This is a genomic window from Collinsella sp. AM15-2, from assembly GCF_003471985.1.
GTDB lineage: Bacteria > Actinomycetota > Coriobacteriia > Coriobacteriales > Coriobacteriaceae > Collinsella.
Genome location: NZ_QRKO01000009.1, coordinates 19,216 through 37,103 on the forward strand (window position 1 = coordinate 19,216; position 17,888 = coordinate 37,103).

The 17,888-nt window shown below is 52.2% G+C and carries 17 protein-coding genes and 1 pseudogene; 2 read left to right on the forward strand and 16 right to left on the reverse strand.

The genetic code is table 11. The annotated features are described in order from the left end of the window. Window position 1: 1 nt before the first annotated feature. Window positions 2-856 (forward strand): transglutaminase domain-containing protein, encoded by an 855-nt coding sequence (locus DW171_RS05340; protein ID WP_118270657.1) that lies wholly within the window; start codon window positions 2-4, stop codon window positions 854-856. Further along, on the forward strand, window positions 847-1,251 hold the full coding sequence (locus DW171_RS05345; RefSeq protein WP_158571022.1) for an RICIN domain-containing protein: 405 nt from the start codon (window positions 847-849) through the stop codon (window positions 1,249-1,251). Before DW171_RS05340 ends, DW171_RS05345 begins: the two co-directional genes overlap by 10 nt. 168 nt (window positions 1,252-1,419) lie before the next feature. Here DW171_RS05345 and DW171_RS05350 read toward each other — a convergent pair whose 3' ends face one another. From DW171_RS05350 to DW171_RS05425, 16 genes and pseudogenes are all read right to left on the reverse strand, one after another. After that, window positions 1,420-1,938: a hypothetical protein gene (locus DW171_RS05350; RefSeq protein ID WP_118270659.1), complete on the reverse strand. Its 519-nt coding sequence runs from the start codon at window positions 1,936-1,938 to the stop codon at window positions 1,420-1,422. An 81-nt stretch (window positions 1,939-2,019) separates the two neighbouring features. After that, on the reverse strand, window positions 2,020-2,559 hold the full coding sequence (locus DW171_RS10065) for a hypothetical protein (protein ID WP_147357342.1): 540 nt from the start codon (window positions 2,557-2,559) through the stop codon (window positions 2,020-2,022). 361 nt (window positions 2,560-2,920) lie between these two features. After that, window positions 2,921-3,829 carry a hypothetical protein gene (locus DW171_RS05360; protein ID WP_118270661.1) on the reverse strand — a complete coding sequence of 303 codons (909 nt, stop codon included), beginning with the start codon at window positions 3,827-3,829 and terminating at the stop codon, window positions 2,921-2,923. Continuing rightward, a pseudogene (locus DW171_RS05365) lies at window positions 3,822-4,421 on the reverse strand (NAD(P)-dependent oxidoreductase); the annotation flags it as partial. The gene DW171_RS05360 and the pseudogene DW171_RS05365, both read right to left, overlap by 8 nt. Window positions 4,422-4,911: 490 nt before the next feature. Then, window positions 4,912-6,627 carry a phospho-sugar mutase gene (locus DW171_RS05370; RefSeq protein ID WP_158571024.1) on the reverse strand — a complete coding sequence of 572 codons (1,716 nt, stop codon included), beginning with the start codon at window positions 6,625-6,627 and terminating at the stop codon, window positions 4,912-4,914. Window positions 6,628-6,683: 56 nt separating this feature from the next. Beyond that, window positions 6,684-7,670, reverse strand: coding sequence for a nitroreductase family protein (locus DW171_RS05375; RefSeq protein ID WP_118270663.1), 987 nt, complete (start codon window positions 7,668-7,670; stop codon window positions 6,684-6,686). Beyond that, window positions 7,660-9,111, reverse strand: a complete 1,452-nt coding sequence (locus DW171_RS05380; protein ID WP_117736440.1) for a flippase — start codon at window positions 9,109-9,111, stop codon at window positions 7,660-7,662. The genes DW171_RS05375 and DW171_RS05380 overlap by 11 nt, the downstream gene beginning before the upstream one ends. Window positions 9,112-9,115: 4 nt before the next feature. Further along, window positions 9,116-10,162: a polysaccharide pyruvyl transferase family protein gene (locus DW171_RS05385; RefSeq protein ID WP_118270664.1), complete on the reverse strand. Its 1,047-nt coding sequence runs from the start codon at window positions 10,160-10,162 to the stop codon at window positions 9,116-9,118. 16 nt (window positions 10,163-10,178) lie between these two features. Then, window positions 10,179-11,273, reverse strand: coding sequence for an O-antigen ligase family protein (locus tag DW171_RS05390; protein WP_147357343.1), 1,095 nt, complete (start codon window positions 11,271-11,273; stop codon window positions 10,179-10,181). A 160-nt stretch (window positions 11,274-11,433) separates the two neighbouring features. Next, window positions 11,434-12,555: a polysaccharide pyruvyl transferase family protein gene (locus DW171_RS05395; RefSeq protein WP_158555288.1), complete on the reverse strand. Its 1,122-nt coding sequence runs from the start codon at window positions 12,553-12,555 to the stop codon at window positions 11,434-11,436. Between the two features lie 105 nt (window positions 12,556-12,660). Next, the gene (locus DW171_RS05400; RefSeq protein ID WP_117736436.1) at window positions 12,661-13,194 is read right to left on the reverse strand and encodes an acyltransferase; all 534 of its coding nucleotides are present in this window, start codon (window positions 13,192-13,194) and stop codon (window positions 12,661-12,663) included. Next, on the reverse strand, window positions 13,188-14,255 hold the full coding sequence (locus tag DW171_RS05405; RefSeq protein ID WP_118270666.1) for a glycosyltransferase family 4 protein: 1,068 nt from the start codon (window positions 14,253-14,255) through the stop codon (window positions 13,188-13,190). Before DW171_RS05405 ends, DW171_RS05400 begins: the two co-directional genes overlap by 7 nt. Beyond that, complete coding sequence (locus DW171_RS05410; RefSeq protein WP_117736434.1) at window positions 14,256-15,008, reverse strand: WecB/TagA/CpsF family glycosyltransferase; 753 nt, start codon at window positions 15,006-15,008, stop codon at window positions 14,256-14,258. Then, on the reverse strand, window positions 15,005-16,369 hold the full coding sequence (locus DW171_RS05415) for a sugar phosphate nucleotidyltransferase (protein WP_199410998.1): 1,365 nt from the start codon (window positions 16,367-16,369) through the stop codon (window positions 15,005-15,007). Before DW171_RS05415 ends, DW171_RS05410 begins: the two co-directional genes overlap by 4 nt. Further along, on the reverse strand, window positions 16,369-17,121 hold the full coding sequence (locus tag DW171_RS05420; RefSeq protein WP_233539108.1) for a sugar transferase: 753 nt from the start codon (window positions 17,119-17,121) through the stop codon (window positions 16,369-16,371). The genes DW171_RS05415 and DW171_RS05420 overlap by 1 nt, the downstream gene beginning before the upstream one ends. 85 nt (window positions 17,122-17,206) lie before the next feature. Next, entirely contained in the window at window positions 17,207-17,797 is a 591-nt protein-coding gene (locus DW171_RS05425; protein WP_118270667.1) for a hypothetical protein, read from the reverse strand. Between the last annotated feature and the right edge of the window lie 91 nt (window positions 17,798-17,888).

Consider the following 17,888-nt stretch of genomic DNA (forward strand, 5'->3'; position numbering starts at 1 on the left):
CATGGCGCTGTGGCTCCACGACTGGACGCTCGACCAGCTGGAGTACGACCACAGCCTCAACTGGTGCTCGGCCGAAAGTGGCCTCACGCGCCACCAGGGCACCTGCGAGAGCTACCAGCGCATCTACTCCAAGCTCCTTAACGCCGCGGGCATCGCCAACGGCCACATCACCGGCAATGGCCATACCTGGAACGCCGTAAAGCTCGACGGCAAATGGTGCCAGATGGACCTAACCTGGGACGACACCAGCGACAACTGGTACGGAGACCTGGACCAGCGCCATCTGTACTTTGGCCTGACCGACGAGCTCATGGCAATCGCCCACTCCGACCACACGGCAAACTACCAAAAGGACGACTACGCCTACCGCTCGACCGACCTGTCCAACAATTACTTTGTGCGAAATGGCAAGGCCGATGAATGGGCCGAGAAATATGCCGACCGCATTCAGCGGCACTTGGATGCCAGGGAAGAGAGCTTTTCCATTGATGCCGACAACCAGTCCTTCCCGCCGAGCATCTCGGGAATTCAGAATGGGATTGTTGCTTATGCGATGAATCTGAGGGAATGGAAAGTCCAAGGCGCCAAGATTGATCTAACGGTGGCATCTAACGTCACGATAGAATCGAACAGCAAATGGAGCGCCAAATACGATCTGAAAGCTGAATACAAAAAGAAGGCTTTGGAGGAGTCATCGACGACGGGACCTACCGCCTGGCCACCTCGCTTGATGAGCGCATGGCCGTGTCCGCCTCCGCCTCCGGCTGCTCGCTCTCGAAGGGGGCCGCGGCGCTCGCCTTCGAGCGCGACCCCGCAACGGGGCTCTACCGCATATCGTCGGGCGGCATGCTGCTGACCGAGTCCGGCAGGTCGGCGGTGCTGGCCGGCGCGGACGGCTCGGCCTCGCAGCTGTGGCGCGTCTCGGCCTGCGAGGGCGGCTACGCCATCGTGTCCGCGTCGGGCATGGCGCTCGACGACTACGCGCAGTCCACCGACGAGGGCAACCGGGTGTGGCTCCACGCGCCCAACGGGACCGCCGCCCAGGCGTGGCTGCTGGCGGACCCGGCGGTCCCCCGCGCGGTCGACGACGGCGACTACCGCCTGGCGAGCTCCCTCGACGGCTCCATGGCCGTCTCGGCCTCGGCGTCGGGCTGCAGCCTGTCCTCGGGCGCGGGCGCGCCAAGCTCCATAACGCAACGGGCATCGCCAACGGCCGCATCACCGGCAACGGCCACACCTGGAACGCCGTAAAGATCGACGGCAAATGGTGCCAGATGGACCTGACCTGGGACGACACCAGCGAAAACTGGTACGGAGACCCGGACCAAGGATTCGCTCAATCCCCCTCACCATTAGCCCTCTTAGCTACCAAGTCAGAAAAACGTTAATCCGTACTGCTTCAATTAATTCGCGTAATTTTTAGCGACTACGCTGAGATGGCTTCTTTGTCTTAAAACCATCACCGAACTTTTTGGCCTTATTGGCGCAAAGCTCTGTGAGAAGCTCACCGATTGCTGCTTTGTAATTGAAACCAAGAAATTGCATGGTTCTTAGGGTATCAGCGGAAATTAGCTGGCGAGACTGGTCAAACGCAATCGCCGTTGCGTTAGGCGAGGATGGTTCTTCACAGTCCGATTGCATTGAAACAAATATCTCCAATACGCGGGCGATGGTAGCATCAAGGCACTGAATATCGTCATCTCTAATATAAACGCGCTCAAACTCCGCCTTATACGCTTGAGCGATTCTTAAAGTCTCAGAGCGCTCTTCAAGAAGCTCATTGACGAGTTCATCATATGCGGCGCGCACTGAGGCGGCGTCCTTATCTCCCTTAATTGCTTTAACCTTTGTCGCAACAGCAGAGGCCGTATCTTTTGCCGCAAGAACAGCGAGAGAACTCCCAAGATCGACTAAAGCCTGCGCTGTATATGCATCCATGGCTTACCCTTAACTGTTAAAACGCTAGCCTTTATTGATATAAGGCTAGCGCAACATTCTTAGCGTCAAAAAAAGATGCCGTCAACCGTTTTGATACGGCATAGCCATATCAAAATCAATTGGAAGACCAAGTTCATAGTGGTTAAACGGCGATACATCAAGCTCATCAAGAGCGCCATCACCCCGACGGACCCAGGATTTCCCCTTTGCACATACAAAGGCAATCTCGACCAGCGGATGTCGATGCATTCCGTAGAAGCCGCCCATATCGATGGCTACCGAATGAAGCCCCGGAGGAATCAAATCGAGTATTTTCCTGTATTGATATGGGGGTTCCAAATCCTCGCCCTTGCAGCATCCCGCTCCATGAGTAACGACAATTGTCGCAACTACCTCATATACGGGAAGATCACTGTCGTTGCGAATCGCAATGCGCGACTCACCAGTGGAATCTCTTTCGAGCCATGCAGCAATTGAAGATGGCTGCGCTAATTTCTCAGCCATTTCCTGACGCTCGTCTTGTTCATTCATATGCCTTGTGTCGCGCAAAACAACATATACCGTCAGGCAAAGTGTAACAAATGCACAAATTACTTGAACGACAGCACAAAAAGCGACCATAAGCAATAACCTTCCCTCGGCATAGAATGAAACCAAGACTCAGCCCACTGCTTACACACTGGCCGTTATTCGAAAAGCAAACCGTCAAGCCAAGTTGTTAGATATATCACAATCTTGATGCTAATAATTTAACAAGCTCATCCGATGGTCCGTTTTTTCTGATGCGGCTGTAATCTCTCACATCAGTTAAGACTAAACCGCCTGCAGACTCACAGAAAACAGCATGTGAAGGTGCGGTATTGACGCTTGCCTTGATGCTAGATTTATTTTGGCGTAAAAGAAGCGGACGGCAAGAAGACTGTTTCTTCTTTTTCCGATAGCTTCTCTTAGTGCATGCCATCATGAACCTCCTAAAGGCTAATCACGCAACAGCTTTTGCGCAAAGAGCGTGATTGACAATATCATGAAGCAATAAATAGAGATTGATATCAGCGATTCCAAGTTTGTTTTTCTTGTTAGACGTTACATACAAGATTCCCATAATTGAATTACTCGAACCGTCCCGCGCAACAAGTCTAGAAATCATCATGCAACGATCATCGGATCCGAAATGCTTGGAATTGACGTCGTTATCCAACTGCCCACAGTCTCTGGCTTTTTCAACATCGGGGCAAAGCATGACGATATCATTTGACAGCTCTTTGTCGTGCAGCATAATCACGAGTTTGCTATCCATTGAAAGTGGCCGGGAATGTTGAAATCTCGTCCCACTCAATGCCCCTCCCCTAGCCACCGTTGCGTAGCCAACTTCATGATCCGACTTTCCGGGACGCGCAAGCCTAATAGCGCAGCCTATTCCGGCCTTTGGGCGAAAAATTGAAAAACAGGAAGCGACACCATCGCAGCAGATAGTTGCCAATTCACCTAAACTAACATCAGTATTTTGAGTCTGATTCTCAACTTGGTAGTTAAGACTCTGAAGTTTGTCGAGCACACTCACATAGCGAAAGCCCTGCCTAATTGAATGCACGGCAATCCATATTGCCACCAAACAAATTACGATAAGCAAAAATGTAAATATTTCTTTAGTCGCATAAGTTCCAAGGTAGTCAAGGATCCAAGGAAGTTTTCCATCCGTTAATAGCTTTTCTGCAAAAAGAGTAGTCAGCCAAGCAAATAGCCCACCGAAGCCAATTTTCTTTAAGGCGTCCAGAAACACTAGAGGCACGCCTCTATTGAGCCCTACACTATAAAAACGAAAACAGGAATACTCAAGCTTCCCTCGTTTACCGTAGTGCAGCCAATCTTCAAAAGAATATCTATCAATCATGCCATCGCCTCCCGCCGCTACAATTTATATTAAAGCTTTGTGAGGTACCCCCCCCCAGCTCATCCTCCCAGTCAGGCATGCGGAAGCCGACCGACTCGAGCTTTGCCAGGTCGAGCGCGGAGTGGACCGGGCGCGGGGCGACGGGCCCCTCGGCGCCGGCGTAGTAGTCGGCGGTCGATACCGGCACGACCCTGTCCCCGTTGCCGTTGGCGGCCTCGAAGACGGCGCGGGCGATGTCGGCCCAGGACTTCACCGCGCCCGAGCCGGTGCAGTTGTAGGTGCCGTAGGGGGCGCGCGTCCCCAGCACGTGGAAAATCGCGGCGGCCATGTCGCGCGTGAAGGTCAGGCGTCCCAGCTGGTCGTCCACGACGGTGACCCGCTCGAGCCCGTCCTCGGGGTCGGCGACGCGGTCGGAGAGCCCCTTCATCGTCTTGACGAAGTTGTGCCCCTCGCCGATGACCCAGGAGCTGCGCATGATGTAGTGGCGCGGGCACCCGGCCACGGCGACGTCGCCGGCGGCCTTGGTCTGGCCGTAGACGGACAGCGGGCTGAGCGGCTCGTCCTCGGTGTGGGCCTCGGCGGTGCCGTCGAAGACGTATGTTGATGTTCACTAAGAAGTGGTCCGAGTGATCACTGGGAAATAAGCACCGTGAGCACGAAAAATTGAGCAGTTTAAGCAAGAGGGCCGCGCCCCGGGGACCGGGGGCGCGGCCCTCGCCGTATGGTTTCCCCGGGCGGTTACTTTGGCGAGCCCGCCCGGGAAGGATGGAGGAGATGACCGTGCCCCAGGACACAGTGAATAATATACGGTCGATGGATGCCGCCGGGCGCTCGAGGTCCGAGATCGCCCGAGTGCTCCACGTGAGCCGGAACACCGTGGCGAAGTACGCCACCCACTCGTTGAGCCATTGGTAGAGAGTCTGCCGAGAGGGGTACCCCGACTTGCGGGTCGCGTGCATGACGGACCCTCCGCATTCCTCGACCGTCTCGACGGTCTTGCGATTTTCCTCTTCCGTATAGCTCGTTATCTGCGAACTCCTAACCGGACCGGTTCGGTCCAACTATTTGTCCGCGCCCCCATCTCAGCAATCTAGCAATGCATTCATAGAGTTCCATAAAGCATCCAATAGGTTATCAGCAGATTCTTTCGTCAAGCCCTTCGCAAAGAGATACACCTTGAGCTTAGGCTCAGTACCACTCGGACGAACAAGTACACGAGACCCGTTCGAGAGTCTCCACTCAAGCACGTTGCTCGGCGGCAGTGTTTGAACGGGCTCGTCAGGTAGCGAATTCACTATTGGCATAGGCGCACCCGCTTTGTAGTCAATCACATGGTCAACTGTCAAGTTGGCGATCTCGGTAGGAGCTCCCGCGCGAAATCTGTCCATAAGCGCAGCCATTCGCTCGGCACCGTCGACACCCTCGAAAGCTCTCGTTAACTGCTTGCCAGACCACCAGCCGTAGCGGTCATACAAGCGTGCCATGGCATCGACCAGATCAAGCCCATCGGCCTTTAGGTCCGCGGCCATCTCGCACACGAGCATACACGCTTCGATGCCGTCTTTATCGCGCACGTGAGTTCCAGACAGATACCCAAGGCTCTCTTCAAGGCCGAACAGGAAATCGCCCCGTCGACCATCCTGCTCAAGGAGTCCGATCTGCTCACCGGTGAACTTAAAACCCGTCAACGTGCGTCTGAGCTCTAAGCCATACCCATTTGCCACATCATCTGCCATGGGCGTTGAAACAATCGTGGTGACAGCAACTTTTCGGTCAAGCCCCTCCCTCGAAGCGGCCCGTCGAGCAAGCCAGTCCAGCAATAACACGCCAACCTGATTACCCGATAGCGTTATATATTCACCGCCATGGCGAACAACAACTCCCACTCGGTCAGCATCAGGATCCGTCGCCAAGGCAAGGTCGCATCTCTCTCGGCTCGCGAGATCAATAACAGCCTCCATGGTCTGCGGAACCTCGGGGTTAGGCTTAGGACACGTTGGGAAGTCACCGTTCGGCTCGGCCTGTTCCGCAACGACATGAAATGCTCCCATACCCATATTGCCAAGCACGCGCTGCACACACACAAGGCCGGCACCGTTGAGCGGAGTATACGCGACTGATAGGTCACTGCAATCAATGCCCTGCGAGCACGAGAGCGTAGAGCTGAGATAACGGCCTAAGACATCTCCACTGGCCCACGCAGTCAAACCAGATTCAATTGCCGCATCGAAAGGCTCCGCGCAAACATCGTCAAAAATATCAACCGAATCGATGGCAGCCTGAATTTGCCGGCACATCTCTGTTGTCGCCTGGCAGCCATCGGGTCCGTAGACCTTGAATCCGTTGTACTCAGCCGGATTATGCGAGGCGGTAACGACAATGCCCGCCGAGCAGCCGAGGTCTCGGACAGCGAACGACAGAACTGGCGTGGGAGAGGGATGCCCGAATACCACGGAGCGAATTCCGTTTGCAGCGAGCACCTCAGCGGCACGACGAACGAATTCCGGGCCGCCGTGGCGCGAATCCCGTGCAATAACAACCAGCGGCTCATCAACCTGCGAGTTGAGCCAATTGGCGAGACCCTGAGTAGCCTTACCCACCGTCCACACATTCAACCGGTTTGGACCCATACCAATCTTAGCGCGCAAGCCACCAGTACCGAAATGGAGGTCGCGAGCGAACGCGTCCTTTAGAAGCTGAGGATTAGACGCGAGGGCATTCAGAGCCTCCCGATCCTCATTACCGTCCATCACTTCCAGCCAGCGATCAAATTCGTTTTCGATAGATACGTCGTTCACCGTCATTCCCCCGTCGATGAGTCCATAACCCTAATTGATTACAAGATGCGAAGAGCTTATACCTCTATGAAAATCTCACTGATTTCCTTGCGGTGACTATACGGAACCATCGTGCAATCCGGGTAGTAACCGGCACCCAAGACAACCGCGATGCGCTCGCTGTCCTTAAGGTTCAGCAGCTTGGAAATAGCCGCCTCCTCGGCACCGGTATTCCCCCACTGTAGGAAACACGACCCGATTCCCTTGAAGTGGAGAGCGTCGGCGAACCTCATGGCAACAAGGCCCGCATTTAAATAGCCCTGATTACGCTCTCCGTAAAAGGTGAACGCGTTGAGATCGAACGTCACGACAAAGAGCGTGACGGCGTCCTTGTCAAACCCACCAAGGCCCATAATCGCATCTTTGAGCTTGGACGCCTTTGCCTGATCGGTAACCTCGAGAATCTTAATCATCTGCCTGTTGCAGGCGGTAGGCGCATACCGAGCCGCTTCCACGCAATCAAGAACATCGTCGCGCTTCAAGGGCACGCGCTTAAATTCACGAACAGAATGACGATCTTTGATAACGGTCGTGAAATCATCAATGCGATGCGTCGTCGCATCTTGAAGCGTGTATTCATGAGCGCCGACAGGGACCGGTTCGAAAGAGGCCGGAATCGTCTTCAGGAATTCGTTCACGGCTTTATAGCCGTCTTCCTGCTGCCAGCCATGCTTATCAAACAGGTCTTTCCAAACCAAAAGAATGCTGACGCCCATCTCATACGCCGTCGATACCTTCTGGTTCTCGGAATACGTCTTCAAATAATCAATCAGCTCTCGCACCTTCTTCTTGCCGAAGGGACGAAGGCCCTGAGAGCACATGCCCTTTTCCAAGCTGTGAACAATCAGAAGCACGTGATAATCAACACACGCGTGATCCGACATCGACTCCGCGTAGTTGGCGACGAATCGATTCGCATCGGTACGCATCTCCCTGCGAACCTTATGTGCCTTCACAACCCTACGCAGGGCATCAATTGATTGCAGCTGCTCCTTAACGGACATTCTTTTTTCTCCTTACGATTGAAAGGCCAAATTCGAATAGCGTTTTGTCAAATACATGCGCCCAAAGCACCGTCAAAGGAATGAACAGAATCGAACCGACAAAAAGCTGAAGGATCAACGTCAAAACCGAGATACCAAATACCCGTTGGACTAGTAATGCCGGAAGTGCACTTGCAAGTCCAATCAGGTAGTACGGCACGCTGGCAAGCACTGCCTTTGAGTAATCGAATCGTGACCTCAAACGGAAATATTGATAAAGCGGAACGAAGCTTTCAGCCACTAGGGACGCTATAGCCGCACCCAACGCAGCCAAACGAGGAATCAGCAATACATTGATAAGCACGTTCAAAATACTGCTGATAAGAGTGGACTTCACATAGATGTCATCAATTTTGCTCGGAATGATGTACTGCATTCTGATGACATTGCCTAACCCCATGGCAATTAGAGCAAAACCGGACAGACGTAAGATGTTGGCGCTTTGGCTGAACTCAGCACCAAACAAGAGGTCAATCAAACTGTCTGCAACTGCGAACAAGCAAAACGCCATCATCGAGGTCATTATTGCCATGAGCCTTAGGGAGAGGGAGATATAGTGTTCGATTTTCGCCGAGTCCCCCTCAGCCACCAATTTCGACATCTTCGGCATCATGACTGAACCGAAAGAAGCAATTAGGCCTGACAGGCAGTAGACGATTTTCTCCCCATTATCAAAAATACCCGTCTGAACCATGGTGCTCATCGCACCCAGCATCACTCTGTTCAACGACCGATATACATTCAAAGCAAGCGTTGGGATTAGCAACAACGAGCAGGGAAAGAGGTGCTCTTTGAAGTCCAACAGATACTGAGGAAGGATTCGTACGCGCTTCCTCAGTCCTATCCAGTTCGTAAGATAGCCGCACACATATCCGCTCACCATGATCAATGCGTACAGCGGCGTGTCGCTCTTCGTTTTCACGAACAGGAAAATCCCGGCGACGCTCAGCAGCTTGACCGTAATATTCCTGATGGAAACACGCCGAAAGTCTTCGAGGCCAAACCAAAACCAATCGATATCTGAAAAGGTGCCGACCACCCAAATCAGAAACACCAAGGCCATGATGAAATGTTCAGAGGAAAAGCAGAATGCGTAAATGGCATAACAAATCGAAATCAAAACCGTCGAGCAGCACTGAAGTCCAAAAAGACGCGAGAACAGCTGATTCAACGCATCCTGATTGCCACGTACTTTGGCGATTTCCCGCGTTCCATAATTGGTAAGCCCGAGCTTGGCAATAAGAATCACGAATTGCGCGATGGAAAACGAATACGCGTAGATTCCAGTACCCTCAGCGCCGATGATTCGAGCAAGGTATGGTGCCGTCACAAGCGGCAATCCCATATTCAGAATCGAATACGCTGAGTTATAGATAAAGTTCTTTTTTGTGCCTACTGCCATAGAGCTAATCCTGAACACATTTCTCGAGATAGCTAATAGAGCTGGCTCTCAACTCGCTGAATTTACTTTCAACCGAGGTGTAATCAATATCCTCGTTGAGAACGGCTTCGATTCCCGCATCGACAATTCGCCGATCCAACGCAAGGTCATGCAGCAAGTTCTCAATCTTTTTCTTTTGATAGTCAAGAACGACAAACCGCTTATGGAAAATCAACGAGAACACCGTACCGTGGAAGGTGTTGGTGACAACAGCTGATGCGCCATTAAAGCAGGAAAGAAAAGAAACGACGGTCGATTCATAATGCATATCAGCGAACGGCATACGTCGACCAAGTGACACTATTTTCAAGCTGTTATCGGCTGCATACTGTTTGATCTCGTCGACCACCGCAGCTGAAGGCGTATCGAACAGATACAGTAGAAGATAGGTGCCCGCTTCTTCCATTGACCTACAGAATCCCTGATAAAAACTTCGATCCTTCAAGAGCGTGGGGTCGCACACCTTGCACGGCACCCGATCCGTCCGAGAAGTGATGTACTCGAAGGAATAGTCATCCCTAACGCTGATGTTCGCGTACTTCTTTATGGACTCACATGGATACTTCAGCGAATCCAACGTTTCATAGGGCGAATTCGCGATTGAGGCTGCATAGGTGACAATCTTAGAACCATCCCATGGCAATCCCCAGAAGACATCCTGGGACTCCAAGAAATATGGCGACGTTACATCCCAAACGGTATCGCTGCCAATGGAAAGCAAATCAAAGCGTTCAGCTCCACTAGGATCGACGATGTGAAAATGTTCACGAATGAACTGCCGGGAATCTCGATACTTTTTCATAACGGCGCCTGGACTTGAGCTAGTCACCAAAGCCTTTATAACGTCCTTGAATTCTTTCTTGTAAGAAAGCGCTGAGAGCTTATTGATCGTAGAGATGAATGACACATTGCATCCAAGTTTGTTGTACGCATCCTGCAACGCAAGCGCTTGAAGCACGCTTCCGCAATTGGTGCTATATATGACTGTAATGATTCCGACGTTATGCTTCATGAGCTCATCGGCCTCCTTATCGCTTGCTTAAAGAGGGTTTTCGATTCCCCGCACCCTCAGGAATGTCAACGGTCTCTGAGCTGTCAATAGCCCTCTCTTGAGAAACGTTCGTGCAAATAACCGCAAGGTAGAACGTTACCCAAACACTGAAATAGTCAAGAATATGCGATGTAATGGCAACGAAGACGAGATACAGCATCATAAAGAAATGCCAATAGTTCTTCTTTGAGAATTCCACAATGCAGAAGGCGAAAGATGCGATTCCCAGAATTCCCGTTTCCAAGTAGATGCCGACAGTGTCGTTGTGAAGAATACCGTTCCACACAGTACCGAAATGCGATGAAGCGTACCCGGCTAGATAGTTATTAATCGAACCATAGCCATTAAAGTCACCAGACATACCCGATATGGCAAGATGATAGATGGTTGGACGGCCAGTCATCTCAGCGTTAAGGTCAATTCCAAAGGAGCTATACAGCCATCCCATCACGTCATACCTGTAAAGCCACATCAGCACGAATGGGCTCAGAACTATCGTAACCATAACGAGCACGCGATAGACGGGTTTCACATCACCCTTAGGCACGCGACTCGACAAGACAAATGCAACCGGGGCGAGAATGAAACTAAGGCGCTTCATCGAAAGCATGCAGAAAAGAAGGCAAATAAAGGCCTTTCCTTTCTGCTTCATCGCCAGAAAGAGCATCTCCATGATTAGAAAGTCATGAGCAAGAGAGGATTCGGTCGCCGCCTCAGAATCAGACCAGTTTATTGAGAGAATGCTACTTAAGGACAGATTGTCCGCATTCATAAAAAGAAAATGACAGCAGAATCTGACCAAGAGGAAGTTGAAGTAATAGTTCCAATCCTCTTCATCAACCGAATTAGCAAATAGCAGGGCACTGATAATCGGCAAACCAAGGCGTCCAAGCGCAGAGAACAGGAACCCTCGTAACCCACCATTTATAATCTGAATTGGAATTGAGATGGCTCCAAAAACGACGATAAAGAAAAGTATGTAACCGGCATACTGAAATCCGCGTATTTTAGCGGTGCCCCTATATACAAAGATAATACCGTTGGCAGTACAAAAGAGCAGCAGAGTAGCCATATATAGGGCCCGTGACGCATACCCCAGCATGTAGGCAACATAAAGCAGGTTGTAGAGAATGAACAACAGGAACCTGAACCCCGACTTAGGAAGAAGCGGGGTGTTCAAAGCTCTCTGAATAATATTTGTCATCGTATTCATATTCGTATTGCGAATCACGCTAGCCAATGTGGCTCAGACGATCCCTCAGCAAATCCTGCTTTTCGGCACACAGATTTGCAAGCTCACGCTGAATATCAGTAAAATCGATATTCTGCACACGGGAAGACCATTCCTGCACATCAGAACAAATAAGATCGTTGGCACCGACAGCATTCAACAGAGTTGTAATCCTGGTACTAAAGTGAGAAGGAAGCGTAACGGCAACCGGCTTATTAAAGACGAGGGAAAACACGGTTCCATGGAAGGAGTCAGTGAACACACAGTTTGCGCCCTTAAAGAGCCCAACCCATTCATGGACATCTGGAGCGATGATGTTTTGGCAACCGGGCTTAGTCTGATAGGGCATCGTAATAATCGACTTGATCTTCAAGCCGTGTTGCTTTGCATATGCACGAGCACAATTCGCCGTGTCGCTATCTCCATGGAGCTGATACAAAAGAACATAGCTCTCTTCGTCAGTATCCTTAGCAAAGCGGCTCCACGTATCCGGCGAAACAAGAAGCGTCGGATCGAGCATCAAATCGACGTCTGAATAGCCCATTTCCCGAAGCAATTTGATTCCTGACGTCTCTCTTACGGACAAGTAGGTATATTTCGAGAGCTGATTGTTAATGAAAGCTGAATCTTCCTCATTAAAGGATGATTTACCAAAACTCGAAGCAATCGAAATGCATGTAGAGCCGCTAGGTGCAAATGCAAGGAAATACGAAGGATCGAACTTCTTTGTATAGTAGTTATTCCAAACCTGATCGCTACCCGAACAAAAGAAATCAGCCTCCGGGAGATCATCCTTCAATTCCTGGCACGAAAAGTATCTTTTGTTCGTAAGAGGCATTTCACTATCGATGAACCTGTCGAATGTAGAAATCCTCTTACGATTTCCCAGAGACTTGAGGAATGCTTTGGCAACCCGAATTGGAAAGGCCGAATTCATATTCGACACGTCGTTAAACTGATTTCTGAACGTGCCATAACCCAATATATTGTTGGGGCAATAGTCAATAATAATTGGCTCAAAACCAGCATCCTTAAGATACTGGACAGTCGCATACGCTTGCAGCGCGGCTCCGTAGTTATAAGCACGATGATACGTCATGATAGCAACTGACTTTTTGGGCATTAGATTCCCTTCCCTCATTTCGTTTTTAAGCCGAATGATAACGACCTATGATTAGTGGATTGTTAAACGCTGCGAATACCATCGATGCAGCCACAGCAATCGTTTTTATAGAATCAAGCCCATACCGCCGTCGAGCTCTTCGCGCATTTGCTGCATTCGATCGTACGTAATCGATGCACGAAGAAACTCTGACCCGTAGACCCCTCCCCCGGATTTGGTAACCTTTTTCGTCCGCTCTTCAAACTCCTCCACAGTCATCAAGACCTTAGCGGGAGACCCAGCCGCAACGACACCATTGGGCAGACTGCGCGTAACGACAGAATTGGCACCTACCACGCATCCATCACCGATACGAACGTTCGGCATCACGATGCTACCGAAACCGATAAACACGTTATCACCGACTGAAACTTTGCCGACCTTCGAGTATCCAACGAGCTTCTTTGTACTGCCATCGTGGGCAAGAAGGCAGACATTGGATGCAAAGGTGACGTTATTGCCGATTTCAATCAGCCATGGGAAGTTGGCATCGATGTTGCAACCCTTTTCCATCTGAAAATCGCTACCGACAACGAGCCCATGTTTGACAAGTCGCTTTAGGTAAAGGGCTTTAAAGGCGTTTCGAATGAAACCTAGCATAGGCGATACAACTCCTTAACCTGCTTCATATGAGCGTCGAGAGAATAGGTGGATTCGATAAGCTCGAAAGCGGCTGCGCTCATCTGCTTCCGATCGTCCGCATCGTCCAAAAGAGAAGTAAGGGCATCGCCAAGCGCATCGATATCACCCGGCTCAACCAACATACCGTTAACCCCCGATTGAACCACTTCGGGAATAGCCGCGATGTTCGTGCTGATTGTGGGAATACCATGCGCCATCGCCTCAAGGATGCTCATGGGAAGCCCCTCATTGTATGACGGCAGGACGTTCAAGACGGCATCGTTCAAGATGCGCTCGCGTTGCTTCGAATCGACCCAGCCCAGGCACGCGATGCGATCAGAAAGCCCAAGTTCATCGATCTGGCTGCGAGCTGCATCGATATCACCGTCGCCGCAAAGGGCGAGATGGTATTTGCTGTCGATTCGAGAGGCTACGGTGCTAAACGCCTTGATCAAATCGAATGTCCCCTTGCGCTCACCAAGCCTGCCCATAAATACAATGGTATCTGCGTCAGGGTTGTAGAGATTCCTCCCGTACGTGGGAACAGCATTGTAGAGGGCCTTGAAGCGAGCATTAGGAAAATGCTGTTCCATGGAGCGCTTGATCGAGTCGGAGAGCACAAGGTTCACGTCGACATCGTTGCATACCTTCTCGACCTTTTCCTGCGCGTCTGGACTCAGGCCCGCAAAAAACGGTTCGAATTCCGCTGCATGATGATGAAACACAACGGGGATACCGCTCTTCTTTGCCTCTTCCGCGATCATTGCCTTCCGCCAAAAACTGCCCCGTTCGGCAACATGAAGATGAACCAGGTCGACTTCGTGTTTCCTCAACATATGACGGATTTTCGGGAGCGTCAGCGCAAAGTGAGCTGCAACACGCACCTTATTACCCGGAACGTGGGTTGGAACAAAATCGATGTTGAATTCATCCCAGTCAGGGTATGACAGATAGTTTTTGACAACGGAGACCATGCCACCCTTCACATCTAGAGAGGAGCAGCACATCAGCACCCGTATTTGAGAGGCCGTGGATTTCATCTAGCACCCAGCCTTACGGTATTTGAAGATGAGTGGAACGATCTTAAGGTCATCGACCAGGTAACGCTTTGCCAAACGCGCGGGATCCTGCGTGATTCGATAAAGCCACTCAAGCCCGCACCGCTGCATCCACTCGGGAGCTCGGGTCACGTTACCCGCCTCGAAATCCAAGCTCGCTCCCAATCCGAGCATCAGCTTCGCATGAATACGATCCCGATAGTGATGAATGAACTTCTCTTGCTTAGGGCAACCGAGTCCCACGATGAGAATGTCGGGTGCAGTCTCATTGATTTGGCTAATCGCCTCATCAACTTTTTTGGAATCGCGTTCGAAGCCATAATCAGGAGACATCGTGCCCACAACACGCAATCCCGGGAACTTAGCTGTTAAGTTGTCCGCCGCCTTCTGAGCAACACCAGGTGCCGCGCCGAAGAAGTACATCGTGAGACCACGCTTGGAGCACTCGGAGCACAGGGCGGGAAACAAATCGGATCCGGAAATCTTTTCTTTTATCGGGCTACCGTATCCCTTGGATATCCAGATGAGCGGCTTTCCATCCGTCAGGATAAGGTCCGCATCACGGTATACGGCACGCAGCTCAACGTCCTTTTCGAGCTGCACGATATGATCGACGTTAGGCGTGACGACGTAATTTCCCCGTCGCGATCCAGAAGCCAATTCGCAGCAACGCTCGACCGCATCATCAAAGGTGATGTTGTCGACCTCGGTATTCATGAACTTCAAGCGACTCAATTCGACTCTCCCCAATGGTTGCCATACCGCACGTTATCGCTCTCGACCAAAATATCGCCCAGCTGGATTTCTATGGCGTTGATGTCGGTACGCGCTAGCAAAGCGTGACGAACACCGGCAGGAATCTCGACAACGCTTCCAGCGACCACGGGGCGCTCGCGGCCCGCGAGCGAAAACAGACCCTCACCTGATACGATGGTCCACACCTCTGAACGTTTAACATGGCTTTGCTCACAAATCTGACTACCCGCTCGAACGAAAATCTCCTTCACAATCGTGCGCGAGCCATCGCGATAGGAACCTGAGTCGACAACCCGGTACGAGCCCCACGTCATGGTCTCTTGCATAGGGCGGTCCTCGGCCGCCTCTTTCACCAGCGATTTAATGTGCGCGGATTCTTCTTTTCCGGACACCAGGACTCCGTCTGGCGTTGCGACCACCACGGAATCATGGAGCCCTGCGATCACCACGGGAATGCCTAGCTCATTGATGGCATGAACATCAGAGCAACTGTCTTCGTCAATGGAAACCCGTCCACTTACAGATTCGCCCATCTCCTCGGTAAGCGTGTTCCAAGTACCAAGGTCCTTCCAAGATCCAGCATACGGAATAACGGCGACGGATTCCGCCGTCTCCACCACCTCATAATCGAACGAGTTCTTTGGAAGCTCAGCATAACGCGACTGGAGGTCCTCATAGCTTGCATACGATCCATACTGAGACAGGATGTCGAGAACATAACCAAGGCGGAATCCAAAGACGCCACAGTTCCAAAGAGCCCCGCGACTTATGAGCTCGCTCGCCTTGACCTCATTGGGTTTCTCGGTAAAGCGCTCCACCATCCGCGGAGAGCCCTGCGATTCAGAGGGAACGATATAGCCGTACTTCTCGCTCGGGTAAACAGGTTCAACGCCCAGCAGCACGATGTCTGCTGTATTCGCCTCGATTGCCAATGCGACATCTGCAACCTTTTTGAAGTAGGTATCCTCGACATAGGAATCGATGGGCATCACAATAACCGGGTCGGCAAGACCCGCACCCTGCTCTGCCAGTAGGTGCTCGCACGCAAGCATGATTGCAGGAGCGGTATCACGACGCTCAGGCTCCACGACCTCAGCATAGTGACCCTTAACTTGCATCTCGAGAGCACGAACCTGTGTCGCACAGGTTGCCACAGTTACATCCGCGCCGGGAACCACGCGTTCAATCTGGTCGAAGGTTCTCTGCACCATCGATACATGGTTGCCATTGGCATCGCGCAACACTTTAAGAAACTGTTTTGATCGCGCATCATTCGAAAGGGGCCAGAGCCGAGAACCTGAACCACCTGATAGCAAAATGATATGAATAGCTTGGCGCATCAGCACGCACCATCCCCGGAAAACACCTCAAGCACGGTGAGGCAGATGATTTTAAGATCCAACAGGACACCCCTCTTTGCTATATATTCCAGGTCGCGGCGAACCATGCCATCGAACCCGGTGCTGTTGCGCTCTGTCACCTGCCAGAGGCCCGTGATGCCGGGCTTAACGGCAAGGCGCTGCAGCTCGAATTCTGTATACTCGGCGACCTCGTTGGGCAGAGGCGGGCGCGGGCCCACAACGGACATTTGGCCCAAGAACACGTTGACGAACTGCGGGAACTCGTCGATGGAGTGCTTACGGATGAACTTGCCGATCTTGGTGACGCGCGGGTCTTCCTTCATCTTGAACATGGCGCCGGCGATCTCGTTTCGCTCCTTGAGCTCGGCGAGGCGCTCGTCGGCGTCCCTGTACATGGAGCGGAACTTCCACATGCGGAAGGTGGTCAGGCTGCCGTCGGGGCGGGTCTGGCCAACGCGGATCTGGCTGTAGAAAGGGCTGCCCTCGCTCTCCAGGCGGATGGCGGCGGCAAGCACCAAACTCGGCACGGCAATGACGGCCAGCACGCAGCCGCTGAACACGATGTCGAACGTGCGCTTGACGGCGCGGTAGGCCAGGCGCGAGTTGTCCCAGTCCATGATGGATTGCACAGCCTTATAGCGGCCGACGCCCTCACGCTGGCTCATAGCCTGTGCAATCAACGCCGCCCCCGCGGGCGCATTACTCTCTGTCACTTCTTTATTAGCAGTCACGATAGAACTTACGTCCCTGTCCCCAGGAACCCCCCCCCCGTCCATGAATTCAAATTGCGAACGAATTGCCGGTGCAACGTCTCCCTTACGTTTTGCTGGGAACGTCGAGCGGTAGCAGCTCCCTAAATGCGGAGCCGCCTTCGCCTACGTCCACCAGGCACCAGCGTTTATGACGGTCGATCTTCTTTACACGGGCCTCTTGCCCCACCAAGGGCCCCTGCTCTATGTGCAGCACACCGTCTTCTATGCGCGCAACGCTGTTGCGCACCACGCCGTCGTCGTCCAGCACGCTGCGATACCAGTCCTGCGCATCGTCCGGCATGGGCATGTACGCCCGCTCCCTACTGCCGGCGATGCGACAACCAAAGCTCAACTGGGCCAAAGCCCTATCGAGCGCAGCAGCATCGTGCGTGGCGACGAAGAAATATTCCTTGTACATAGGTTTGGTTTGGAGCGACCAGGCGCCGTCCCGCTTAAACCAGAACTCCTTTTGCATCACAAAAGCGTCCTGCATCAGTTCGTGCGGGATAATCCGGCGGACCTTTTCGCAGGTCTCGCGCTCTTTTCCATGGGGGGTGTGGACCAGATACCAGCGGACGCGGCCGTGCTGGCTGTTGGTGGTAACGCCACCAAAGGCGCCGGGCAACTGCTCTTGGCGCCGCATCGTCTGTTCCATCTCTCGCCCCCTTTTCTTGCTCCGCGACGCACGCGAATGCAGGGGCGTTAAGAACAGGCTTCTCGCTCGCAGCTAGGCGCAGTCGCAAAAG